Here is a 22,739-nt window from a genome sequence, read left to right as displayed (position 1 = left end):
TAACATTTATATCATAGGAAAGTCCTTCGGAATTCCCTATGATATAAAAAGCCCTCCGGGCGGGATTCTTTTTTTAGGGGATAGAGAGTTCTGAATAGTATGTTAATGGACTGTGTGCGGATGCTGAGCGTGCAAATGTGAAACAGTAGCATTTGGGACCGGGTTTGTGGTATACTTGATACAATGAAATGATGTAAAGAGGTGAACCATTTGTTTGACATACAGGAAGAGTTGAAAAAGCTTCCGGCAAAACCGGGGGTATATATTATGCATGACGCCTGGGATACGATTATCTATGTGGGAAAAGCCATCAGCCTGAAAAACCGGGTGAGGCAGTATTTTCAGAGCAGCAGAAATAAGGGACCCAAGATTGAGCAGATGGTGTCCAGGATTGCCCGGTTTGAGTATATTGTGACGGACTCAGAGCTGGAGGCGCTGGTGCTGGAGTGCAACCTGATCAAGGAGCACAGGCCAAAGTACAACACCATGCTCAAGGACGACAAGACGTATCCGTTTATCAAGGTGACGGTGTCGGAGGACTACCCCAGAGTCCTCTTTTCAAGATCCATGAAAAAGGATAAGAATAAATATTACGGGCCATACACCAGTGCTGGCGCGGTAAAGAACACCATAGAGCTGATATGTAAGGTGTATAAGTTAAGGACCTGCAGCAGGAGGCTTCCCAGGGACATCGGCAATGAGAGGCCCTGCCTGAACTACCACATCAAGCAGTGCGATGCCCCATGCCAGGGATATATCAGCAGGGAGGATTACCGGAAGGCTGTGGAGGAGGCCATGAGTTTTTTGAACGGGAATTGCGAGCCCATACGAAAGCTGCTGGAGGAACGGATGAATGAGGCTGCGGAGCGGATGGATTTTGAGGCAGCCATTGAGCAGCGTGAGCTTTTAAAGAACGTACAGCAGATTGCCCAGAAGCAAAAGATCACGGATAGCGGCGGTGAGGACAAGGATGTGGTTGCCCTTATGACGGAAGAAAATGATGCGGTGGTGCAGATGTTCTTTATACGCGGTGGGAGGATGATCGGGAGAGATCACTTTTTCCTGCGTGTGGCGCCCCACGATACCAAGAGTGTGATTCTCTCCAGCTTTCTCAAGCAGTTCTATGCAGGGACCCCGTTTATACCCAAAGAGGTAATGCTGCCGGAGGAGATAGAGGATGCGGAAATCATTGAGGAGTGGCTGACCAAGAAGCGTGGACAGCGGGTACACATCCGGGTGCCCAAAAAAGGGACCAAGGAAAAGCTTGTGGAATTGGCGGCACGCAATGCGGAGATCGTTCTGAGACAGGACAAGGACCGGATCAAGCGGGAGGAGGGCCGTACCATAGGCGCAATGCGGGAGATTGCAGAGCTGTTGGGGCTGGAAGGAGTAACCCGCGTGGAGGCTTACGATATCTCCAATATCAGCGGCTTTGAATCCGTGGGTTCCATGATCGTGTATGAGAGGGGAAAACCCAAAAAGAGCGATTACCGCAAGTTTAAGATCAAGTCCGTAAAGGGGCCGGACGACTATGCCAGTATGGATGAAGTGCTCACCAGGCGGTTCTCCCACGGACTGGAGGAGCAGAGGGAGCTTCAGGATAAATCAATGGGACAGCAGTTTGGCAGCTTCAGCGTGTTCCCGGACCTGATAATGATGGATGGCGGGAAGGGGCAGGTAAATGTGGCCTTGGCGGTACTTGACAAGCTGGGGCTGGATATTCCTGTCTGCGGAATGGTGAAGGATGACAACCACAGGACCAGAGGGCTGTATTTTCAAAATCGAGAGATTCCCATTGAAAAATCCTCAGAGGGCTTTCGCCTGATTACCCGAATCCAGGATGAGGCACACCGGTTTGCCATAGAGTATCACAGATCCCTGAGAAGCAAAGAGCAGGTGCATTCCATCCTGGACGACATTGAAGGAATCGGCCCGGCCAGGAGGAAGGCGCTGATGCGCACCTTCAAGTCTCTGGAGGCAATCCGGGACGCCAAGGTGGAGGAACTTGCTTCCGCCCCCTCAATGAATGAGAGGAGTGCGCAAAAAGTATATGAGTTCTTTCACTGAATAAGCTGGATGTGGAATAGAAAATGTGATAAAATAAAAAATAAATGTAACTGTGAAGGTACCGAACAGTTACAATAGATTTTAGAAACGGATAAGGAGAAACGCATATGAGCAGTGTTACATTGTCAAAGCTGGTAGAAGCGCTGAAGTTGAAAAATGAGACTCCGGATATCGATATGTCCCAGGTGAAGATCTTCCTTCCTGACATTAACCGTCCGGCACTTCAGCTGGCCGGATATTTTGATCATTTCGACTCAGACAGGGTACAGATCATCGGGTATGTGGAATATACCTATCTGGAGCATCTGCCCAGGGAGAAAAAGCTGCCTGTGTACGAGCATTTTATGTCCAGCAAAATTCCCTGCGTAGTCTATACCACAAAGACCGCACCAGATGCGGATATGCTGGAGCTGGCCCAAAAGTACCAGGTCCCCATCCTGACGACTCATCAGACCACATCCGCCTTTATGGCGGAGATTATTCGCTGGCTCAATGTGGAGCTGGCACCCTGCATTTCTATCCACGGCGTTCTGGTGGATGTTTACGGGGAAGGTGTGCTGATTATGGGCGAGAGCGGGATTGGTAAGAGCGAGGCTGCTCTGGAGTTAATTAAGCGAGGGCACCGTTTGGTCTCAGATGATGTGGTGGAGATCCGCCGGGTCAGCGATGTGACCCTGATCGGGTCCGCTCCGGATATTACCAGACATTTTATAGAGCTGAGGGGAATCGGAATCATTGATGTTAAGACTCTGTTCGGTGTGGAGAGTGTGAAGAATACGCAGTCCATTGATTTGGTAATCAAGCTGGAGGAGTGGGATAAGGACAAGGAGTACGACAGACTGGGCCTGGAGGAGGAATACACGGAATTTCTGGGCAACAAGGTGGTGTGCCATTCCCTTCCTATCCGTCCCGGAAGAAACCTGGCGGTAATCGTGGAATCGGCAGCAGTCAACCACAGACAGAAAAAGATGGGATACAACGCAGCACAGGAACTGTACAACCGTGTGCAGAACTCCCTGGCTAAAAAGAGAGATTGATAGGAGAATGTTATGAAAAAGTATTGTTTTGGAATCGATATTGGCGGTACAAGCGTAAAGTGCGGTCTGTTTGACGTAAAAGGAAATGTGCTGGAAAAGTGGGAAATCAAGACAAAAGTTGAAAACAATGGCGTTCAGATTATACCGGATGTGGCTAAGACCATTGAGGAAAAGATACAGGATAGGGGACTGGACAGAGAGGAAATAGCCGGAGTGGGAATCGGTGTTCCAGGTCCAGTCAATGAAGCCGGTGAGGTGAACTGCGCGGTGAATCTGCACTGGGGACATGTGAAGCTGGTTGAGGAGATTCAAAAGCTCACTGGACTGAGAGCCATGGCGGGAAATGATGCAAACGTGGCAGCGCTGGGCGAAATGTGGAAGGGCGGCGGCGCCGGTCACAAAAATGTGGTCATGGTTACTCTGGGAACCGGCGTGGGCGGAGGAATCATCGTCAACGGCAGGATTGTCACAGGAAGCCACGGGGCGGGTGGAGAGATCGGCCATGTGCATGTAACGGATGAGGTGGAAAGGGAATGCAACTGCGGAAACTGGGGATGCCTGGAGCAGGTGGCATCCGCCACAGGGATTGTCTATCTGGCAAAAAGGCATCTGGCGGCATCTGACAAACCCTCGGCCCTCCGCAGCGGGGAAGTGTCTGCAAAGGCTGTGTTTGACGCGGTGAAGGATGGGGACGAGCTGGCCATTGAGGTGGCAGAGCAGTTCGGAAAGTATCTGGGCACTGCCCTGTCGGTGATCGCCGGCGTGGTGGACCCCGAGGTGTTTGTAATCGGAGGCGGAGTCTCCAAGGCAGGTCCCATTCTGTTTGACTATATCGGTAAGTATTATAAAAAGTATGCGTTCAGTGCATGTGAGGATGCGGAGTTTGCGCTGGCTATACTGGGAAATGATGCAGGTATCTACGGGGCGGCCAGGATGGTGCTGCCGGAAGAACAGGCATAGAGAATGCTGTATTTCAAAAGGCACGGAGCAATCCGTGCCTTTTTCAATTCAGTATGCAAAACCTTTTTCTGAATTATAGTAAAGTATTACTCCCCCTCAAAGGGCGCCATCGTGAGGCGGATATAATATCCTCTGTCGTGGTGGCATACGGGACATTTCTCAGGCGCTTCTTTGCCGTGATAGATATTTCCGCATTCCAGGCACATCCAGGCAGTCTCCACATCTGCCACAAACAGCTTGTTCTGTTCCAGCAGGTCAGCGAATTTTCCGAACCGGTCCCCGTGGGTCTTTTCAATCTTGGCGATCATATTAAATGAGGCCGCAACTTTGGGGAAACCTTCCTCCAGAGCCTTTTCTCCAAAGGACTTGTAAACATCATTGTGCTCCTCGTACTCATTGTGCTGCGCATAGCGCAAAAGCTGGGCCACGCTCTGTGAGATGTCCACAGGATATCCCCCGTCCACTGTGATGGTTTCCCCAGCAAGCTCTGAGAGGTGCTCGTAGAAAATCTGGGCGTGTTCTTTCTCTTGGTCTGCGGTGAAGGTGAACACTGCCTCAATCACCGGCAGCCCCTCCTTTTTCGCCTGTGATGCGGCCATCGTATATCGGTTGCGGGCCTGGCTCTCGCCTGCAAAGGCGCGCATCAGATTGTCTTTGGTGATACTTGTTTTAAAATCAACTGACATAAGCAATCCTTCCTTTCTAAATCTCATCAAAAGTATACCCTCTACAAATGGAAATATACAGAAAATTTTACTGGACTTACATGGCTGGGACAGGCCCAGTGTGATATGATGGTATCATGTAAAAGTTCAGGCAGGTGTGCGCATTTACTGCACATACCGTAAGAACATGATTCAGGTGTGACAATGATCACAGACAGGAGCAAAATCTTTGTCTATACTGAGAGTGAAAGGACTGTCTGTGTTTAGGAATAGGAGGAATCTATGAAATATTGGGCAATTGAGGAGCTGCAGAGGAGGAGTTTTTTTCAATCCCTTCCGCCGAATGTGATTCAGACTCTTCTGAACATGGGACGGTGCTGTGAGTATCAGAAAAGAGAGATGGTCTACCGGGCCGGAGAGGTGAGCCGGGTCATCCACATTCTGCTGGAAGGCCAGGTAATGATCTATAATCTGACGAAACATGGGAACCGCAAGGTAATCTTTGTCCTGGGAGGAGGGCACCTTTTGGATCACAATATGGTGAGTCCAAGGCCCTCCTCTGTGTTCTGCGAAGCAGCGGGGCGGGCAGAAGTTCTTCTGGTCCCCAGGGTAGATTTTACCCGCCTGGCGGAACAGAATCTGACACTTACGCAGGCAGTGCTGCAGGAGTATGAGCGGTATATCTGGAGACTGTCCCACCAGCTGAAGAACACGACCGGAAACATGCACACAGAGCGCAAGATCGCCGCAAAGCTGTGGAAACTGGGACGCGACTTTGGAGCTGCAGGGGAGGATGGCATCTGCATTGAGCTGGATATGACCATGACTCTTTTAGCGGATTTGATAGGGGTCCCCAGGGAAACGATCTCCAGGGCGTGTAAAACACTGGCGGAAAAAGGACTGCTGATCTACCGGGACAGGAGGTTTATACTCCCGGACCCGGACGCATTGGCACAGTTTTACAAAATGTGAAGATAGGAGAGTGTATATGGGAAGACGATGGAACCAGGAAGAGGCAAAACGTCTCTTCAAGCGCCTGAGACAGGAGTATGATGTCTATGCGCCCAGGCTTTTTGAGGGAACGGGATGCTTTTCCGATACGGATGTAGTGCGCTACGGCACAGTGGACTCCTTTGAGGAGATTGTATGGGATAAAAAGTCAGATTATAGCTTTAAGGAAGCTCTTTTGCCAATATCCGAGACCATCATGTATTTTACGGAGAACAGCACCAGCATTCCGGAGGAGCCCAGGAAGAGGCTGATTTTTTTAAGGAGCTGCGAGCTAAATGCATTGGAGCGTCTGGATGAGATTTATCTGAAAAATGGGGCGGAGGATTTCTATTATAAGCGGATCAGAGAAAATGCAAAATTTGTGCTCATGGGTTGTGAGAAATCTTTTGATTCCTGTTTCTGTGTGAGCATGGGAACCAACAGATGCGAGGGGAGTCATGCCTATGCTCATAGGAACCAGGAAACGCTTTACCTGGACATTACGGACACAGAGCTTGCTAAGTGCGCGGAAGGCTTGTGCGCAGAGGAAGCGTCGGAAGATGTGCGCTGGGCAGAGGAAAATGATATTAAGGTGGAGATTCCCTTGGAATTGCCTGCAGATATCGCAGGAAATGAAATCTGGAAGACTTACGGAAGCCGCTGCATTGGGTGTGGCCGCTGCAACTTTGTCTGTCCCACCTGTACCTGTTTTACCATGCAGGACATCTTTTACCAGGACAATGAAAATGCGGGTGAGAGAAGAAGGGTATGGGCATCCTGTCAGGTGGACGGATATACGGATATGGCAGGGGGGCTGAACTTCCGGAAGAGTCAGGGGGAGCGTCTGCGCTTTAAGGTCCTGCACAAGATTCAGGACTATAAAAAGCGGTTTGGAGCACAGATGTGCGTTGGATGCGGCCGCTGTGAACAGATTTGCCCGGAATACATATCTTACACTGCCTGCCTGAGTAAGCTTTCCAAAATTGGAAGGGAGGATGCCTGATGACAAACGAATATTTGCCTTTTCTGTCTAAGATACAGAGTGTGATCAAGCATACGGAGGTGGAGTACACGTTCCGCATGAGCTATGCCAATGAGGTGAAACCCGGTCAGTTTTTTGAAGTCTCCATTCCCAAATTTGGAGAGGCACCCATCTCTGTCAGCGGAATTGGGGAAGACTACGTGGATTTGACCATACGCCGGGTGGGCCGGGTGACCAATGAGATTTTTGAAAGCCAGGCCGAAAAGAGTCTGTTCATGAGAGGACCCTACGGAAATGGGTTTGAACTGGAGGACTACCGGGGGAAGGAGCTCGTGGTCGTGGCCGGCGGAACTGGTGTGTCGCCGGTGCGGGGGGTGATTGATCATTTTGGAAACCATCCTGAGGAGGTAAAATCTCTGCAGGTGATCGCCGGATTCCGGTCTCCCGCTGACATTCTGTTCAGAGAGGACATTGCCCGATGGGAGACACAGATGCGCTTTTGCCTGACCGTGGATACATCGGACCAGCCGGGATATCAGGTAGGACTTGTCACAAAATACATACCGGATCTGAAGTTTAAGGACATGAAAAATGCGGCTGCCATTGTGGTGGGCCCGCCTGTTATGATGAAGTTTGCGGCGGCCGAGCTTATAAAACTGGGCCTGACGGAGGCGCAGATCTGGATTTCCCAGGAGAGGCGCATGTGCTGTGGACTGGGGAAATGCGGACACTGTCGTATGAATGACACCTATATCTGCCTGGACGGCCCCGTTTTTCCCTTTACAAAGGGAAAAGAGCTGTTTGATTAGGAGGAATGCGAGATGGATATAAATACGAAAAAGTTAAAAAAGAACGCTTTTCGGGTTTCCAAAGAGCGGGGAATCACTGCCTCGAGGGTGCGCGTTCCGGGAGGAAAATGCAGTGCATCTGTCTTGAGACAGGTGGCTGAGATTGCAGAGCAGTACGGCAACGGCAGTGTGCATCTGACCACGAGACAGGGATTTGAGATAGAGGGAATCTCCATGGAGGAGATGCAGAAGGTGAACCGGAAACTGCAGCCTGTGATTGAAGAACTGGAAATCAACCAGGAGATGCCGGGAACAGGCTATCCCGCATCCGGAACCAGAAATGTCAGTGCCTGTATCGGTAACCGGGTCTGCCCCTTTGGCAACTACAATACAGCTGCCTTTGCCAAGCGTATTGAGAAGGCGATTTTTCCAAATGACCTTCATTTTAAGATCGCCCTCACAGGCTGTGCAAATGACTGCATTAAGGCCAGGATGCATGACTTTGGCATAATCGGTATGACCATGCCTCAGTACGATCCCTCCCGCTGTGTGGGCTGCAAGGCCTGTATAAAAGGGTGTGACAAGCTGTCTGTGGATGCCCTGCAGATGGAGAATTTCAAAATACGCAGAAACGAAGAAAAGTGTGTGGGCTGCGGTGTCTGTGTGACAAAATGTCCCACAAGGGCGTTTACCAGAAGTCAGCGCAAATATTACCGGCTGACGATTATGGGCAGAACGGGAAAGCGAAATCCCAGGCTGGGGGAAGATTTTTTGGTATGGGTGGACGAGGACACCATCGTCAAAGTCATTATGAACACCTATCGCTTTGTGGATAAGTATATTGACAGAGAGGCACCCGGCGGAAAAGAGCACGTGGGGTATATCATTGACCGTGTGGGTTTTCAGGAGTTTAAAAAATGGGCTTTAGAAGGGGTAGAACTCCTTCCGGAGACAATGGTAAAAGAAAACGTGTATTGGAGTGGAATACATTACCGATAAAAAAATGCCGGAGGGCGGCTTCGTATCAACAGCCAGCTCCCGGCATTTTTACATTTATTTTACAATGTAGAGGGGATAGATTTTACAGAAATCAGCTATGCTTTTTGTAAACAGAGGCAGGAGGTGAGAGTAATGCTTCAAGTACAGGATGTTTCTAAAGTGTACCGGGCCGCAGGACGTCGCCTTTCGTTTAACAGGGAGACAGCTGTATGCGTAATTTTGACAGGAGTACTTTTGGCTGTCCCGGGAGTATGGAAAAACGCAGGTGTGAGCAGCACAAGTGTGCTGGAGGGCATTGCCCATGACTCCCAACTGATACAGTATTTAAACAGGGAGCTGACATTGGGGATTGCGGGACTTGTGATTCTGATGTGTATTGCGGGATGGAGCCGGTGGAGAATGCTGCTGGCTATGATTCCGGCAGCTGTCTTTATCTGGAAGATACTGGTGCCTATGTATTTGACAGGCGGGCCGCTGATTTTGACAGGCGGACTGGGAAGTCTCGCCCTTGCAGCAGTGCTGTTGGCGTGTAGAATGGGGATTGGAAAGGATTACTTTCTGGCTGTGGCAGGAATAGCACTGGGGTTGGGAGTTGCCTCACTTCTGGCAGCAGCGGGACGGGACCTGGGACAGGCGCATGTACCTGTTTCAGAGGCGTTTTTTGCAGGAGCTATGCTGGGGGCCTGTGGGGCTCTGGTGGAGACAGCGGATTCCATTATGAAAGCAGTCAGGCGTTCACTGAAATGGCAGCCTCATCTGAACAGAGGAGAAACCGCATATGCGGGAATTGCTGCGGCCAGAGTAAACATGAGTATTATTGGAGTGATGCTGCTGACCGGGTGCTTGGGTGGGGGAGCGGTGCTTTTCGGGCTTTATGGACTGCATGAGATTGGACGGGAAGTGACTGTAGCCTATCAAGCCTTAGATATTGTGGATGCAGTATTATACAGCATGGCTCTAATACTGACGGTTCCGTTTGCCGCTTTTATGGGGAGCTTTGCAGGAACTCACAAAAAGTAAAACATAAGCAGGCACAGGCATATTTCTGCGGTTAAAAAAATAAAATGCATAGAATAGAAAAGTGGGAATGTGTGAGTTGAGAGTAAAAGCATTTTTTTTGTGCATTCTGGCAGAGACTCTAATGCTCTGCCTGCTTTGTATTAATTATGTTCATACCTGCCGCAAGACCAGCAGGACAATGGCTTTTGCGTCATCAGGCACGGAGACGCAGGAGCAGACGGAAAAAGAGTTCATCAAATGGGTGGACTTTAAGGTACCCCACGAAGTATTGGACCAGGCCTGTCAGTGGGATGTCAAGACCCATGACCAGGAGGTTTCCCTGAACTGGATTGAACTTCTGGCTTGCCTGGCCTCTGCAAACGGGGGTGACTTTTCCGGCTATAAGGCCTCCCAGATGGATGAGCTGGCCGGGAAGCTTGTGGCTGAGGAGACGACAATCCAGGAGATTGCGGCAGACCGGAAATATTACAGCTATTACCTGGAAGCCTACACAGCAGTGCTGGGAGGTATGGTTGGGGAATATGAGATACAGGTTCCAAAGGAAGAAGGAGCAGAGGAACTGGTGTGGGAAAAACGGTATGGCTTAAAGGCATTCTCACCTGTTGCCAAGGGATATGAATACTATGATTACGATGACTTTGGGGTTGCACGCACCTATGGGTATAAGCGGGAACATCTGGGACACGATATGATGGGACAGACAGGGACGCCTATTATTGCAGTGGAATCCGGATATGTGGAGGCTATGGGATGGAACCAGTACGGAGGTTGGAGGCTGGGAATCCGCAGCTTTGACAACAAGAGATATTACTACTATGCTCATCTGAGACAAAACTTTCCCTATCACAAGTCTTTAAAAGAGGGGAGCAGGGTGCAGGCCGGGGATGTCATCGGATATCTGGGGCATACCGGGTACAGCGCAAAGGAGAATGTGAACAACATAGATACCCCTCATCTGCACTGGGGGCTTCAGCTTATTTTTGATGAATCCCAGAAGGAGGGAAACAGTGAGATCTGGGTGGACTGTTATGAGCTGACCCGCTTTCTGTCCCAGAACCGCAGTGAGACAGTCAAAAACCAGGAGACAAAGGATTATTCCCGCGTCTATGCTATGAGGGAAAGCACAGAAGATTAAAACCAAACAACTGCTGCGCAGACATACCAGGCTTTTTTGGGTAACGGAAGATTTCCGGAACGCAAAGGAGCCTGTTTACTTTGTGCGGGTTTTCCTTTAAAATGAAGATATTAAATTTAAGGAACATAGGAGGTCAGGTTCATGAGGTACTTAGTGGGAATAGACAATGGAGGTACATTCTCAAAGGCAGCCGTGTTTGATGAGGATGGGAGGCAGATGGCAGTGGCCAGCGAGCCTACAGTCACCATCACGCCAAAGCCGGGATACACGGAAAGAGACATGAATGAGCTGTGGGAGGTCAATGCAAAAGCTGTGCGCGGGGCAATTGCCAAGAGCGGGATTGATCCAAAAGAGATTGCAGGGGTCTCTTTCTCCGGACACGGTAAGGGACTTTACATGGTGGGATATGATGGGAAGCCAAGCTACAATGGTATCATCTCCACAGATGCCAGGGCCTGGGAGTATGTGGAGAAGTGGTATGGGGACGGGACAAACAAAAAGGTGTTTGAGAAGTCCTGCCAGCAGATTTTAGCCTGCCAGCCTGTGAGCATTCTGGCATGGATGAAGGACCGGTGTCCCGAGGTGCTGGAGCGGACTCAGTATATTTTTTCCGTAAAGGATTACATTCGTTTTATGCTTACCGGGGAAGCCTTTGCAGAGTACACGGACTTTACGGGGGCGAATCTGGTCAATTTGCATACAAAGCAGTATGACCGGGAGCATTTGGCACTTTTCGGGCTGGAGGATATTTTCGAGAAGCTGCCGCCTCTGCGCTATGCCGCGGATGTCTGCGGATATGTGACAAAGGAGGCATCTGAGAAGACACTCCTGCCTGAGGGCACGCCTGTTGCAGCAGGAATGTTCGATGTGGATGCCTGTGGAATTGCCTCAGGGCTCTGCGACGAGGAACAGATGTGTATGGTGGCCGGCACCTGGAGCATCAATGAGTTTATCTCAAAAGCACCAGTGCTAAATGGAACCGTTGACTTAAATTCCATGTTCTGCATTCCAGGATACTATTTGATTGAGGAGAGCAGTCCCACCTCCGCTGGAAATATGGAGTGGTTTATCCGAAATCTGATGAGCTATGAGCGGGCCGAAGCTAAGGCATCGGGAGGCTCTGTGTATGATCTCACAAATGAGTGGGTGGCCTCCATTGAACCTCAGGATAACAATGTGATTTTCCTGCCCTTCCTGAACGGGTCCAACGAGGATGCTCTGGCCAAGGGAACCTTTATCGGGCTTACCGCTTACCACAATAAAAAGCATATGCTTCGGGCTGTGTATGAGGGCATTGTATTTTCCCACCTGACGCACGTGAAAAAGCTGCTGCGTAACCGGGAAAAGCCGGCCAGCATCCGGCTTTCCGGCGGAGCGTCCAACTCCAGGGTATGGGTACAGATATTTGCGGACGCGCTACAGATTCCTGTGGACACCATAGGGGACAAGGAACTGGGAGCCCAGGGGGCTGCCATGGCGGCAGGGATCGCCGCCGGCATTTATAAAGACTATACGGATGCAGTGAGCAGGACCGTGAAGGTGACGAATACGGTATATCCAAGACCTGAGTACAGAGAGATCTATGAGGAGAAGTATAAGGCTTACCGGAAGGTGATTGAAAGCTTGAGCAAAGCGTGGAAGGCATTTAAGAATGATTAATGGGAACTATTCAACAGGTCTGTGCATGTAACTGTGAAGGTATTAAATAGTTACGATTGACGTTTAGAAAATGCGAGCTCTCAAAAAAAGTCTTGACATACTATGCATAACATACTATATTATAGATAACATGCATTGCATAGTATTGCGCATGGATTGGGAACAAGTAAGGTACAGCAGAAAAGAAAGGGGGTAGCCATATGGATACTCAAAGAAAAAAAGGGCTGCTGGATATCTGTGTGCTGGCTGTTTTAAAAAGAGGGCCTTCCTACGGATACATGATCATGGGAGAGGTTTCAAAGTGCATAGAGATATCTGAGTCCACGCTGTATCCCATCCTGAAACGGCTGGAACAGTCCGGCAGTGTTGTCACCTATAAGCAGGAACACAACGGACGCACCCGTAAATATTATGAGATTACAGAGGTGGGCGATGAGAAAATCCGGTCGTTTTTAAATGAGTGGGAAGAGATAGAGAAGATATATGCCTTTATTCAGGAGAATAGCAAGGAGGATGCAGAATGAACCGAGATGAATTTTTGAGGAGATTAAAAGCACTTCTCTCAGACATGGGAAGGGAGGAGCTAGAGCAGGTAGAGGAATATTATGAGGAGCTGCTTTATGACGGCCTGGAGCAGGGCTATACAGAGGAGGAGATCTTAAAGGGATTCGGTTCTCCCGAGGAAGCGGCCAGAAAAATGCGGGAAGAGTACGGCGGACTCATTGTCTATGAGGCAAAATCACAGGAGGAAGGGTACGAGGCATCCGATATGGTCCACACCGTCAAGGTAGAGGCGGCAAATGTACGCATCCGCGTCCGTACTGTGGAGGATGGACCCATCCGCGTGCTGTTTAAGCCCAGGGAGGGCTGTGATCAGGTAAGCTTTAAGGAGGAGAACGGCATCTTTTCCTTCCAGCATAAGATGAAAGGATTTCTGCATCTGAACTGGCTGAACCTGTTTATTGATTTCAGTGTGATCATACTGGAGATTCCCAAGAGCTTTGCGGGTTCTCTGCAGTTAAAGACCTCAAATGCGGCAATCGCGGTCTCCAACTTAAGCCAGTTGGGCAAAGGTGAGTTTGTCAGCAGCAACGGAAAGATCCGGGCTGAGAATATCCGGGCAGGGGCTTTGAAATTGCAGACCCAAAATGGAACAGTAGTGGGAAGAAACCTGATCAGTGACGACATCACCATGCAGACCTGCAACGGCAGCATCATGGGATCCGTGATCGGAAACGCCAATGACTACACCATAGAGAGCCGTACGGTCAATGGCTCCAATAATCTGGCACAGTGTGCCCCTGTGCAGGGCCGGCTGAAGCATCTGAAGGCCTGGACCACAAATGGAAGAATTCAGGTAGAGTTTATCGGATAGGAATGTTTCGTACAAAATAGACAACCCCCGCTTTATTGCCAGTGGCAGAAAGCGGGGGATTTCATTTACCTGTAAGCACGAGAGGCTGAATCAGTCATCCTCGTCATCGAAATCATCATCAAAGTCAAAGTCATCGTCGTCGTCGAACACGTATTCTTTGCCATAGGCATCCGCTGCCATAATTGCTGCATAGACTGACTGGGGTGTCACCTCAAAGGGCATGTTGTGCAGTGTATCGGTCTTAGCGCAGGCGGCCGTTGCAACCTTCATGATCTTCTCCTCAGACACTTTCTCGATCCCCAGTTCCTTTAACGTTACCGGCAGGCCTAAGTCAACGCAGAACTCAATGATTTTCTCCAGCTCTTCCTCAGGCACATCCTCCAGAATAAGCTGGGTGAGGGTGCCGAATGCCACCTTTTCCCCGTGGTACATTTCATGGCATTCCTCCAGCACGGTGAAACCATTGTGGATTGCGTGTGCGCCGGCCAGACCGCCGCTCTCAAATCCGATTCCGCTTAAAAGTGTATTGGCCTCAATGATTTTCTCCACAGCAGGGGTACAAACACCTGCCTCCAGGGCGATCTTTGCCTTTCTTCCCTCAGCCATCAGGGTGTCAAAACAGAGCTTTGCCAAGGCCATGGCAGCCAGGGTCACCTTGCCTCCTGCACAGGTACCGGCGCCTTTAGCCTTTACGGCTCTTGCCTCAAAATAGGTAGCCAGTGCATCCCCCATTCCGGAGATGGTCAGGCGGGCGGGGGATTTGGCGATGATCTCCGTGTCCATGAGTACCATGTTTGGGTTGGCGGGAAGGAATAGGTACTCCTCAAACACGCCGTCATCCGTATAGATCACGGAGAGGGCGCTGCAGGGCGCATCAGTGGAGGCAATGGTGGGGCAGATCAGTACCGGCGCCTTTTGATAGTAGGCCGTTGCTTTTGCAGTATCCAGGATCTTTCCGCCTCCCACTCCGATGACCATATCACAGCCATTCTCCTTCATGATTCCAGTCAGTCGGCTGATCTCGTTCTTGCTGCATTCTCCATTGAAATAGTCAAAGAAAAAAGTGCAGTCGGTATTCTGAAAGCTGTTTTCTATGAGGGCTCCTATTCTCCGGTAGCCGGAAGCACTGATCAGGATCAGGGCTTTTTTGCCGTATTTTTCTGCATAAGTTCCGAGCTGTTTCATCTCTCCAGCTCCCTGCACATATTTGCCTGGGCTGATTAAAATATTTGCCATAAGTATGCTCCTTTCATTTGCGCAGATTTTGGGCTGCTCCCTTCACTTGGGTGAAAAGAGCGGCCGTTGTGTCATGACCATTATACGGCAAAACAGAGGATTTCACAAGCGGATAAAGATTCACTTGTAAAAGCAGAGGGGAATAAGATATAATGAACCCAACAATAAAAGGTACCGAGAATAAGAAAAGGAGCTGTATCATGGCCAAGACTGCACAACAGAAGATAAATGAAATGGTTGAGGGCTTGTTAGGGAGTTATGAAAAGTACCCTGCGGTCTGCAATATTGACTCCACCAACCGCCTGAACCGGGATGTGATTATGGATATTCTGGAGATGCTTCGCTATCTGATTTATCCTGGTTATTTTGAAATGAGAAATTTAAAGAGTAGTTCTATTGAATATCACGTGGGGGAGGTGCTGGAGAATGTCCAGTACAATCTCACAAAGCAGGTGATAAAGGCGCTGCAGCATGACCCACAGTATCACACAGAGGACAGGGACGAGGCGTATGCGCAGGCAGAATGCCTGGTGTACCAATTTTTGAGGAAGCTGCCGGCCATCCGTGAAGTACTGGCAACAGACGTCCAGGCGGCCTACGACGGAGACCCTGCGGCGTTCAACACGGATGAGGTGATTTTTTCCTATCCGGGGGTGTATGCAATCACAGTCAATCGGATTGCCCATGCGCTCCATGCGCTGGGAGTGCCGTTGATTCCCCGCATGATGACGGAACATGCCCACGGACTGACGGGAATCGATATCCACCCCGGGGCGACTATTGGTCGGTATTTTTTTATTGACCATGGAACCGGAGTGGTCATTGGGGAGACCACGGTGATCGGAGACAATGTAAAGCTCTACCAGGGAGTTACCCTGGGGGCCCTCTCTACCAGGGGCGGGCAGTCACTTAAGGGAGCGAAGAGGCATCCTACCATTGAGGACAATGTCACCGTTTATTCGGGCGCGTCCATCCTGGGCGGGGAGACTGTGATCGGAAGGGGAGCGGTGATTGGAAGTAACGCGTTTGTCACCTCCTCGGTTCCAGCAAATACAAGAGTCAGCATTAAAAATCCTGAGCTTCAGTTTAAAGACCGTTCCAGGACATCGGAGCTGGGTCAGGAAGGGTTTTTCAACCGCAAGGAAGTGGATTGAGAGAAGCATAAATACAGATATATCAAAAATGTCAGGAACGACCGGGTCATTTCCGAAAATGACCCGGTCGTTTCTGACTATTTTACTTCAACAAGCTCATATTCCTTTGAACCCAGACCCAATTTTACTGCATGGTCTATGGCTGTCATCCAGTTTGTCTCCGGTGAGACAGCCCCGAAGTGATCGTGTCCCTGGTGGTCACTCTCGCCTAGGAGGCTGTTCTGAATGATGGGCTGGCGGTTCACCGCGTCCGCACATGCCACGTCCAGGGCAACCGGATCGAAAGAGGCAAACATCCCTACATCCGGCACTATTGCTGCGTCGTTTTCCGCATGGCAGTCACAGTAGGGGGAGACATCGATTACCAGGCTGATGTGGAAGTTGGGGCGTCCGTCAATTACAGCTTTTGTGTATTCGGCAATCTTCCTGTTCAGGATATCGTTGGACTCATCCGATGCAGGCAGAACCGCATCCCTGGGACAGACTCCTATACAGCGGCCGCATCCCACACAGCGGTCATGATGGATGGCGGCCTTGCGGTCTGCCACCACAGCGGCGTTGTGGGCGCAAATTTTGGAACACATACCGCAGCCAATGCAGAGTTCCTGGTCCACTGAGGGCTTTCCGGCGCTGTGCATTTCCATCTTTCCGGCCCTGGAACCGCACCCCATTCCGATATTCTTGAGAGTGCCTCCAAATCCGGTGGCTTCATGGCCTTTAAAGTGGCTCAGGGAGATAAAGACATCCGCATCCATAACAGCGCGGCCGATTTTGGCCTCCTTTACATACTCCCCGCCCTCCACAGGAATCAAAGCTTCGTCCGTACCCTTCAGTCCGTCTGCAATCAGGACATGACATCCGGTGGAATAGGGGGAGAAGCCGTTTACATAAGCACTCTCCAGGTGATCCAGGGCATTCTTACGGCCGCCCACGTAGAGGGTGTTGCAGTCAGTCAAAAAAGGCTTTCCTCCCAGCTCCTTTATTGCATCTGCCACCACTTTTGCATAATTTGGGCGCAGATAGGCCAGGTTGCCGGGTTCGCCGAAATGAATTTTGATGGCAGCATATTTTCTCTCAAAATCAATATTTCCGATGCCGGCTGTTTTGATGAGGCGTTCCAGCTTCTGGAGGAGATTGTCATTTATTTTGGTACGCATGCTAGTGAAATAAACTTTTGATTTTTCCATGATCATGTTCTCCTTATATATAGAATATTTTATGTAACTGGAAAGGAACAGCACAGTTACGCTATTACCAATTATCATATCATTAACACAAGTTGAATACAAGTACTAGTACAGTGAATACGAAGTAACCAGACAAGTCAATGTATTAGAAGCTTAGTATTCCCTGTACCAGTATGACAACGACAGACGGTCATAAAGTAAAATGTAAAAAAGGAGGGGAAATATGGAGATCTATGTGGTAAAACCAGGGGACAGTGTGGATACCATTGCCGCCGCTTACGGTGTACTTCCGGAAAGTGTAATCTATAACAATCAGCTCATCTATCCCTACCGGCTGGCGGTTGGGCAGGCCCTTTTGCTGGGGGAGCCAGAGAGCAGCCAGGAGAACCGGTACATTGTTGCAAATGGGTACGCCTATACGTACATCAGCCCCTGGGTGCTTCAGCAGACGCTGCCCTATTTAAGCGAGCTCTCGGTGTTTTCTTACGGCTTTTCCACGGGCGGTTATCTGATCGCGCCGCCAATGGACGATGTCTGGATGGTGCAGGCAGCCAGGCAGTATAATGCTGTGCCTGTTCTGACTCTGACACCATTTGGAGTGGACGGAAAATTTAACAACCGGTTGATCAGCGCAGTGGTCAACAACCCTGCCGCGAAAGAACAGCTGATCACGCAGTTGCTCCAGGTCATGGGGGAAAAGGGATACGGAGGACTGGACATCGACTTTGAGTATATCCTGGCAGAGGACCGGGACGCCTTCACACAGTTCGTGGGTGAGGTCACCCAGAGGTTAAATGCATACGGTTACCAGGTATCCGTGGCCCTGGCGCCCAAGACTTCGGCAGACCAGGTGGGACTGCTCTATGAGGGAAAGGACTACAGAGGGCTGGGGGAGGCAGCCAACCAGGTGCTGCTCATGACCTATGAATGGGGATACAAATACGGCCCGAATATGGCAGTGGCCCCCATAAATATGGTCAGAAGGGTATTGGATTACGCGGTCACAGAGATTGAGCCCGCCAAGATCAGTCTGGGTATTCCCAACTATGGCTATGACTGGCCGCTGCCCTTTGTGCGCGGGGAGACGGAGGCAGTAACCATAGGGAACGTGGAGGCAGTACAGATCGCCATCACAAACAATGCGGCCATCCAGTTTGATCAGACTGCGATGTCGCCATTCTTCAGGTATATATTGGAGGGGATTGAGCATGAGGTGTGGTTTGAGGATGTGAGGAGCCTGCAGGCAAAGTTTGCCCTGATCCGGGAGTACGGCCTTCGGGGATGTGGATACTGGCAGATCATGAGATGGTTCAGGGCAAACTGGATGCTGCTGGCAGATACCTACCGCATTGAAAAGAATGGATGAGAGGACAGGGATTCCACGTAATTGCGCATCTCAGTTCTTGACTTAATGGTGCGCGCTCCGTTAACAATGGTGTCCTGACGGTCTTTAGGCAGTTTGGCAAACTGGCTCAGGATATCGGAGTGCATAGCCAGCTCCATGGTAAAACCGATGGGGAGTTCTTCATTTTCAATCATTTTGCTTCCTTTCTACGGCACAGCCGGTTATGGTTTATTTGCCAAATGGCAGATGAAGGATATCAGGTGGATATTTGTATAGACAAATCCTGTTTTACAGATAGGTTTTCCCAAGAGACGCAAATTATACCGGATATTTGCATTTGGACAAGAGGAAAGCCAGTACCGAAGCACTGGCAATGAAAAAGTAAGTGGTATTTCTACTAGGCACCTTTTACTATAGCTGGTTCATGTTACATCCATTTTTCTAAAAAATGAATAGATTGTAAACTTCTGGTCTTTTTTCGGTGAGCAGGTTTCGGCGTATTTGGAACCTTGAAAACTGTACCTCGTACGAATGTACTTGAAATGGTTAGGGAGAAGACCTATACTGTGCTTAGCTGACAGATTGAACAGGGAGGAAGAAAAAATGTTAGAAATTAGAAATTTATCAAAAGCTTATAAAAAAGGTAAGAAAGCTGTTGACGGTCTGAATCTGAGAGTGGAGGCAGGAGACATATACGGCTTTATCGGCCACAATGGAGCAGGCAAGAGTACAACCATCAAGGCGGTGGTAGGTGTTCTGGATTTTGAGGAGGGGGAAATCCTCATTGACGGGAAGAATATCCAGACTGATCCTGTGGGGTGTAAAAAAGTGATGGCTTACATTCCGGACAATCCGGATTTATATGAGCACCTCACCGGAATCCAATATCTGAATTTTATCAGTGACATTTTCGAGGTGCCAGCAGAAGTCCGCAAGGACCGGATACAGGAGTACGGAGACAAGCTGGAAATCACCAAGGACCTTGGAGATCCCATATCCTCCTACTCACATGGTATGAAGCAGAAGGCCGCTCTGATTGCCGCTTTGATACATCAGCCCAAGCTGATGATTCTGGACGAACCCTTTGTGGGACTGGACCCCAAGGCCACTGTGATATTAAAAAATATTATGAAGGAAATGTGCAGAAACGGAAGCGCTATTTTCTTCTCCACACATGTGCTGGATGTGGCGGAAAAGCTCTGCAACAAGATTGCAATTATCAAGGGCGGAAAGCTGATGGTCTCAGGGGATACGGAGCAGCTGACCCAGGATGAGTCCCTCGAGAGTCTCTTCATGGAGGTGATCGATCATGAAAAGTAAGTGCTTTTTGCTGCTGAAGGTACAGCTTTCCGGGCAGCTTAGGCGCAGGGGACGCCAAAAGAGCGAAACCATGGTCATGGTGGGAATGGTGGTCCTGGGAGCGGTGCTCTGTATTTACAGCTTTATGATTGCCATGGGTATGGGGGCTATTGGTATGGCAAATGTGATACCTGCCTATGCAGTTGCGATCACAGGAATTATCAGCATAGTCTTTACAGCCCTGAAAGCCAATGGGATTCTGTTTGCCTACAAGGATTTTGACATACTGATGTCCCTGCCGGTAAAGACCAGCACAGTGATTGCCAGCCGGTTTCTGACCATGTATGTGATGAACCTGCTCTTTACCGCTCTGGTCATGATTCCCATGGGAGCGGGCTATGTGATAAATACAGATGCGGGAGTTCTTTTTTATCCCCTGTGGCTGCTGGGGATATTTACTGCACCGCTGATACCCACAACCATCGCTACCCTGTTGGGTGCAGTGATTATCTTTATAAGCTCCAGATTCCGTCACGCAAATGCGGTCACCACAATCTTGTCCATCGCGGTGGTGGTAGTGGTATTGATTGGCTCGTTTGTTCTGGGCTCAGTGGGAAATCAGGAGATGAATACCACACAGCTTGCCAGGGTGGGAGATATGATTTTTCAGCAGGTTCACCGGATGTATCCGCCCTCTGTCCTGTTTGAGAGAGCCATTGTGGAGAGCAGTGTTATCTCCTTTGCGGTCTTTGCAGGTGTATCGGTGGTGTGGTATTGGGTGTTTGTAAAATTGATTTCACTTCGCTATAAAAAGATGAATACAGGGCTTACCACGCACCGTACCCGTTCGGATTACCGGCTCACAGCTTTAAAGGAGACCAGCCCTGTCAAGTCGCTCTTTTTTAAGGAGGCAAAGCGGTTTTTCACCTGTCCGGTGTACACCATGAACATGGGCATGGGGGTTATTATGGCGCTGCTCTTTTCCGCTGCCTGCTGTATTGTGGGAGAATCAAAGATAGAGGTGATACTGCAGGTACCGGGCTTATCAAATATTCTGGTCCCTATCCTGCCCTTTGCGCTGGCGGCGCTGCTGTGTATGGTTTGTACCAGCTGTGTATCCTTGTCCCTGGAGGGGAAAAATTTGTGGATTCTCAAATCCCTTCCTCTGCATCCCAAGACCATATACCAGAGCAAGATGCTGTTTAACCTGGCGCTGCAGGTGCCGGCCGGCCTTATCTGCTCCCTGCTTTTGGCACTGAGGATTTCATTCAGTCCGGTCATGCTGGTTATGCTTTTCGTGACGCCGGCTGTGTATGCTGCCTTCTGCACTGTGCTGGGCATGTATGTAAATCTGAAGATGCCCAATTACCAGTGGACTTCTGAGACGGCAGTGGTGAAGAACAGCATGGCTGCAATGGTTGGAATTTTTGGAGGCATGCTAAACGGAGCTGTGCCTATTATAGTTATATTTCTTTTAAGAGGCAGCTATACAGAGATTGTGACGGTAGTTTTTACGGCCCTGGAGGGTGTGTTCGCTCTTCTGCTTTACCGTCATGTATGTACATTGAAATTTTAATACTAGCTTGTTTAAAATAGTATGGCAAAAAGCGGTGTAAAGGGGGGAATGCTGAAAAAACACCTGCAAAATGTTTGTGCAATTTATCCAAAGGCTCATAAAAATATTGACAGTTTATGGAATTATATACTAAAATAGAAAAAAGAGAAACGAGGTGAGCCATATGGATAAAAACGAATATTTGGAGAAAATTGTTCGACAAAGCAGGTATATGGTTGCAGTCTGCAGCAGCGGTCTGGCGGAGGAGAGCGGGATCATTGGCATGCGTATGCCTTCCAGGGCATATGACATTGAGAAAAAGTACGGCTATTCTCCGGAGGAGATTTTCAGTGAGGTCTTCTTTAACACAAGGCCGGAACTGTTTTTTGATTTCTATCGGGATGAACTGCTGGTCTTCGGGAATGAGAAACCCGGCAAAGCGTTCGGGTGTTTAAAATTACTGGAGGAGAAAAGAATACTGAAGAGCATTGTGACAAATAACATCTATGGTCTCGCCAGAAAGGCAGGATGCAAAAACGTGATTGAGCTTCACGGAAACATGGAGTACAATAAGTGCAAGCACTGCCAAGCGGAATACGACAGTGATTACATCAGGGACAGCAAGAACATACCAACCTGTGAGAGGTGCGGGGCTGTGATCCGGCCCCAGGTACTTCTGTTTGGGGCAATGGTGGATAACCGGACCATGACCAGGGCCATCAATGAAATCGCCAAGGCGGATGTGCTGCTGGTTTTAGGCATGAACCTGAAATCTGACTTTGCCGTAAGGTACGTCAAAAATTTTCAGGGAAATAAGCTGGTATTGATCAACAACGAGGAGCACTATTCCGACGGGATAGCGGACCTGGTTTTCCATGAACCCTGTGGGGAGGTATTGGAGAAGCTTGTAAAAGAGCTGTAATGTAAGAAGAGAAACAAGGCTTCATCCGGAAGATATAAATTTCCGGATGAAGCCTTAAATCGTGTATCCCATTTATCAGGAGATGATCTCATATTCAAAAAATTCCTGGCGCAGGCAGGTGCCAATCATGATCTCCGGCGGCAGAAGAGCTCGGGCTACCAGCTTTGGTTCCTCATTCTCTGCCCCCATTCTTTTTAGATGCGCATAGTCTCCGTCAATATCCTCCACGATATATTCCATGATATCCATTCAGGCGGCGCTCCTTTCCTTTTTTTCTATTATACAGAAGGCTAAGGTAACTTTTCAACAGGTCTGCGCAATTTATTTCGCTGGCTTTAAGAAAATGATTCAGAAGTGCGAAAAT

At 49.4% G+C, this 22,739-nt stretch carries 22 protein-coding genes; 17 read left to right on the top strand and 5 right to left on the bottom strand.

What is annotated here, in order from left to right; translation table 11 throughout:
• Window positions 1–210: 210 nt before the first annotated feature.
• The 3 genes from uvrC to AC0THY_RS19775 all read left to right on the top strand — a co-directional run bounded on the left by uvrC (window position 211) and on the right by AC0THY_RS19775 (window position 4,064).
• Window positions 211–2,067 (top strand): excinuclease ABC subunit UvrC, encoded by a 1,857-nt coding sequence (uvrC, locus tag AC0THY_RS19785; RefSeq protein ID WP_489992303.1) that lies wholly within the window; start codon window positions 211–213, stop codon window positions 2,065–2,067.
• 107 nt (window positions 2,068–2,174) lie between these two features.
• Window positions 2,175–3,104, top strand: a complete 930-nt coding sequence (gene hprK / locus AC0THY_RS19780) for an HPr(Ser) kinase/phosphatase (protein WP_489992302.1) — start codon at window positions 2,175–2,177, stop codon at window positions 3,102–3,104.
• 12 nt (window positions 3,105–3,116) lie between these two features.
• Window positions 3,117–4,064 (top strand): ROK family glucokinase, encoded by a 948-nt coding sequence (locus AC0THY_RS19775; protein ID WP_489992301.1) that lies wholly within the window; start codon window positions 3,117–3,119, stop codon window positions 4,062–4,064.
• Window positions 4,065–4,150: 86 nt separating this feature from the next.
• Here the strand turns inward: AC0THY_RS19775 and rbr are convergent, their stop codons facing one another.
• Window positions 4,151–4,750 (bottom strand): rubrerythrin, encoded by a 600-nt coding sequence (gene rbr, locus AC0THY_RS19770; protein ID WP_489992300.1) that lies wholly within the window; start codon window positions 4,748–4,750, stop codon window positions 4,151–4,153.
• Window positions 4,751–5,011: 261 nt separating this feature from the next.
• Between rbr and AC0THY_RS19765 the strand changes: the two genes are divergently transcribed.
• The 9 genes from AC0THY_RS19765 to AC0THY_RS19725 all read left to right on the top strand — a co-directional run bounded on the left by AC0THY_RS19765 (window position 5,012) and on the right by AC0THY_RS19725 (window position 13,677).
• Window positions 5,012–5,701 (top strand): Crp/Fnr family transcriptional regulator, encoded by a 690-nt coding sequence (locus AC0THY_RS19765; protein ID WP_489992299.1) that lies wholly within the window; start codon window positions 5,012–5,014, stop codon window positions 5,699–5,701.
• Window positions 5,702–5,717: 16 nt separating this feature from the next.
• Window positions 5,718–6,722 carry an anaerobic sulfite reductase subunit AsrA gene (gene asrA / locus AC0THY_RS19760; RefSeq protein ID WP_489992298.1) on the top strand — a complete coding sequence of 335 codons (1,005 nt, stop codon included), beginning with the start codon at window positions 5,718–5,720 and terminating at the stop codon, window positions 6,720–6,722.
• Window positions 6,722–7,510: an anaerobic sulfite reductase subunit AsrB gene (asrB, locus tag AC0THY_RS19755; RefSeq protein ID WP_489992297.1), complete on the top strand. Its 789-nt coding sequence runs from the start codon at window positions 6,722–6,724 to the stop codon at window positions 7,508–7,510. Before asrA ends, asrB begins: the two co-directional genes overlap by 1 nt.
• A 12-nt stretch (window positions 7,511–7,522) precedes the next feature.
• Window positions 7,523–8,488, top strand: a complete 966-nt coding sequence (gene asrC / locus AC0THY_RS19750) for a sulfite reductase subunit C (protein ID WP_489992296.1) — start codon at window positions 7,523–7,525, stop codon at window positions 8,486–8,488.
• A 132-nt stretch (window positions 8,489–8,620) separates the two neighbouring features.
• On the top strand, window positions 8,621–9,508 hold the full coding sequence (locus tag AC0THY_RS19745) for a YibE/F family protein (protein WP_489992295.1): 888 nt from the start codon (window positions 8,621–8,623) through the stop codon (window positions 9,506–9,508).
• Between the two features lie 76 nt (window positions 9,509–9,584).
• On the top strand, window positions 9,585–10,643 hold the full coding sequence (locus tag AC0THY_RS19740; RefSeq protein ID WP_489992294.1) for a M23 family metallopeptidase: 1,059 nt from the start codon (window positions 9,585–9,587) through the stop codon (window positions 10,641–10,643).
• 141 nt (window positions 10,644–10,784) lie between these two features.
• Window positions 10,785–12,302, top strand: a complete 1,518-nt coding sequence (locus tag AC0THY_RS19735) for an FGGY-family carbohydrate kinase (protein WP_489992293.1) — start codon at window positions 10,785–10,787, stop codon at window positions 12,300–12,302.
• A gap of 200 nt (window positions 12,303–12,502) precedes the next feature.
• Window positions 12,503–12,826 (top strand): PadR family transcriptional regulator, encoded by a 324-nt coding sequence (locus AC0THY_RS19730; protein ID WP_489992292.1) that lies wholly within the window; start codon window positions 12,503–12,505, stop codon window positions 12,824–12,826.
• Window positions 12,823–13,677: an HAAS signaling domain-containing protein gene (locus AC0THY_RS19725; RefSeq protein ID WP_489992291.1), complete on the top strand. Its 855-nt coding sequence runs from the start codon at window positions 12,823–12,825 to the stop codon at window positions 13,675–13,677. The genes AC0THY_RS19730 and AC0THY_RS19725 overlap by 4 nt, the downstream gene beginning before the upstream one ends.
• A 90-nt stretch (window positions 13,678–13,767) precedes the next feature.
• Here AC0THY_RS19725 and AC0THY_RS19720 read toward each other — a convergent pair whose 3' ends face one another.
• Window positions 13,768–14,913 carry a glycerol dehydrogenase gene (locus tag AC0THY_RS19720; RefSeq protein WP_489992290.1) on the bottom strand — a complete coding sequence of 382 codons (1,146 nt, stop codon included), beginning with the start codon at window positions 14,911–14,913 and terminating at the stop codon, window positions 13,768–13,770.
• A gap of 200 nt (window positions 14,914–15,113) precedes the next feature.
• Here AC0THY_RS19720 and epsC point away from each other — a divergent pair, with 200 nt between their 5' ends.
• On the top strand, window positions 15,114–16,067 hold the full coding sequence (gene epsC, locus AC0THY_RS19715; protein WP_489992289.1) for a serine O-acetyltransferase EpsC: 954 nt from the start codon (window positions 15,114–15,116) through the stop codon (window positions 16,065–16,067).
• Between the two features lie 77 nt (window positions 16,068–16,144).
• On the opposite strand, the gene AC0THY_RS19710 is transcribed toward epsC, so the two are convergent.
• Window positions 16,145–17,254, bottom strand: a complete 1,110-nt coding sequence (locus AC0THY_RS19710) for a DUF362 domain-containing protein (protein WP_489992288.1) — start codon at window positions 17,252–17,254, stop codon at window positions 16,145–16,147.
• Window positions 17,255–17,477: 223 nt separating this feature from the next.
• Between AC0THY_RS19710 and AC0THY_RS19705 the strand changes: the two genes are divergently transcribed.
• Window positions 17,478–18,620 (top strand): glycosyl hydrolase family 18 protein, encoded by a 1,143-nt coding sequence (locus AC0THY_RS19705; protein WP_489992287.1) that lies wholly within the window; start codon window positions 17,478–17,480, stop codon window positions 18,618–18,620.
• Here the strand turns inward: AC0THY_RS19705 and AC0THY_RS19700 are convergent.
• Window positions 18,596–18,793, bottom strand: a complete 198-nt coding sequence (locus AC0THY_RS19700) for a hypothetical protein (protein WP_489992286.1) — start codon at window positions 18,791–18,793, stop codon at window positions 18,596–18,598. The two genes, AC0THY_RS19705 and AC0THY_RS19700, sit on opposite strands and share 25 nt — an antisense overlap.
• A 409-nt stretch (window positions 18,794–19,202) precedes the next feature.
• On the opposite strand from AC0THY_RS19700, the gene AC0THY_RS19695 reads away from it, so the two are divergent.
• The 3 genes from AC0THY_RS19695 (at window position 19,203) to AC0THY_RS19685 (ending at window position 22,375) form a co-directional block, all read left to right on the top strand.
• Window positions 19,203–19,919, top strand: coding sequence for an ABC transporter ATP-binding protein (locus AC0THY_RS19695; protein ID WP_489992285.1), 717 nt, complete (start codon window positions 19,203–19,205; stop codon window positions 19,917–19,919).
• Window positions 19,909–21,474, top strand: a complete 1,566-nt coding sequence (locus tag AC0THY_RS19690; protein WP_489992284.1) for a putative ABC transporter permease subunit — start codon at window positions 19,909–19,911, stop codon at window positions 21,472–21,474. Before AC0THY_RS19695 ends, AC0THY_RS19690 begins: the two co-directional genes overlap by 11 nt.
• Before the next feature lie 163 nt (window positions 21,475–21,637).
• Complete coding sequence (locus AC0THY_RS19685) at window positions 21,638–22,375, top strand: SIR2 family NAD-dependent protein deacylase (protein WP_489992283.1); 738 nt, start codon at window positions 21,638–21,640, stop codon at window positions 22,373–22,375.
• A gap of 75 nt (window positions 22,376–22,450) precedes the next feature.
• Here the strand turns inward: AC0THY_RS19685 and AC0THY_RS19680 are convergent, their stop codons facing one another.
• Window positions 22,451–22,624, bottom strand: a complete 174-nt coding sequence (locus tag AC0THY_RS19680; protein WP_489992282.1) for a chorismate--pyruvate lyase — start codon at window positions 22,622–22,624, stop codon at window positions 22,451–22,453.
• Window positions 22,625–22,739: the final 115 nt, after the last annotated feature.

It is taken from the genome of Ruminococcus sp. 8Y-12 (genome assembly GCF_058119865.1).
This window is presented reverse-complemented; position numbering and strand designations above follow the sequence as displayed.

Bases quoted from the DNA above. Each gene is read 5' to 3' on its own strand.
- AC0THY_RS19775 (WP_489992301.1), top strand. From the start codon at position 3,117: ATGAAAAAGTATTGTTTTGGAATCGATATTGGCGGTACAAGCGTAAAG.
- AC0THY_RS19710 (WP_489992288.1), bottom strand. From the start codon at position 17,254: ATGGAAAAATCAAAAGTTTATTTCACTAGCATGCGTACCAAAATAAAT.
- AC0THY_RS19685 (WP_489992283.1), top strand. From the start codon at position 21,638: ATGGATAAAAACGAATATTTGGAGAAAATTGTTCGACAAAGCAGGTAT.
- AC0THY_RS19680 (WP_489992282.1), bottom strand. From the start codon at position 22,624: ATGGATATCATGGAATATATCGTGGAGGATATTGACGGAGACTATGCG.
- AC0THY_RS19735 (WP_489992293.1), top strand. From the start codon at position 10,785: ATGAGGTACTTAGTGGGAATAGACAATGGAGGTACATTCTCAAAGGCA.
- asrC (WP_489992296.1), top strand. From the start codon at position 7,523: ATGGATATAAATACGAAAAAGTTAAAAAAGAACGCTTTTCGGGTTTCC.
- AC0THY_RS19690 (WP_489992284.1), top strand. From the start codon at position 19,909: ATGAAAAGTAAGTGCTTTTTGCTGCTGAAGGTACAGCTTTCCGGGCAG.
- rbr (WP_489992300.1), bottom strand. From the start codon at position 4,750: ATGTCAGTTGATTTTAAAACAAGTATCACCAAAGACAATCTGATGCGC.
- AC0THY_RS19765 (WP_489992299.1), top strand. From the start codon at position 5,012: ATGAAATATTGGGCAATTGAGGAGCTGCAGAGGAGGAGTTTTTTTCAA.
- AC0THY_RS19720 (WP_489992290.1), bottom strand. From the start codon at position 14,913: ATGGCAAATATTTTAATCAGCCCAGGCAAATATGTGCAGGGAGCTGGA.
- AC0THY_RS19745 (WP_489992295.1), top strand. From the start codon at position 8,621: ATGCTTCAAGTACAGGATGTTTCTAAAGTGTACCGGGCCGCAGGACGT.
- AC0THY_RS19700 (WP_489992286.1), bottom strand. From the start codon at position 18,793: ATGATTGAAAATGAAGAACTCCCCATCGGTTTTACCATGGAGCTGGCT.
- AC0THY_RS19705 (WP_489992287.1), top strand. From the start codon at position 17,478: ATGGAGATCTATGTGGTAAAACCAGGGGACAGTGTGGATACCATTGCC.
- epsC (WP_489992289.1), top strand. From the start codon at position 15,114: ATGGCCAAGACTGCACAACAGAAGATAAATGAAATGGTTGAGGGCTTG.
- asrA (WP_489992298.1), top strand. From the start codon at position 5,718: ATGGGAAGACGATGGAACCAGGAAGAGGCAAAACGTCTCTTCAAGCGC.
- hprK (WP_489992302.1), top strand. From the start codon at position 2,175: ATGAGCAGTGTTACATTGTCAAAGCTGGTAGAAGCGCTGAAGTTGAAA.
- AC0THY_RS19730 (WP_489992292.1), top strand. From the start codon at position 12,503: ATGGATACTCAAAGAAAAAAAGGGCTGCTGGATATCTGTGTGCTGGCT.
- AC0THY_RS19725 (WP_489992291.1), top strand. From the start codon at position 12,823: ATGAACCGAGATGAATTTTTGAGGAGATTAAAAGCACTTCTCTCAGAC.
- AC0THY_RS19695 (WP_489992285.1), top strand. From the start codon at position 19,203: ATGTTAGAAATTAGAAATTTATCAAAAGCTTATAAAAAAGGTAAGAAA.
- asrB (WP_489992297.1), top strand. From the start codon at position 6,722: ATGACAAACGAATATTTGCCTTTTCTGTCTAAGATACAGAGTGTGATC.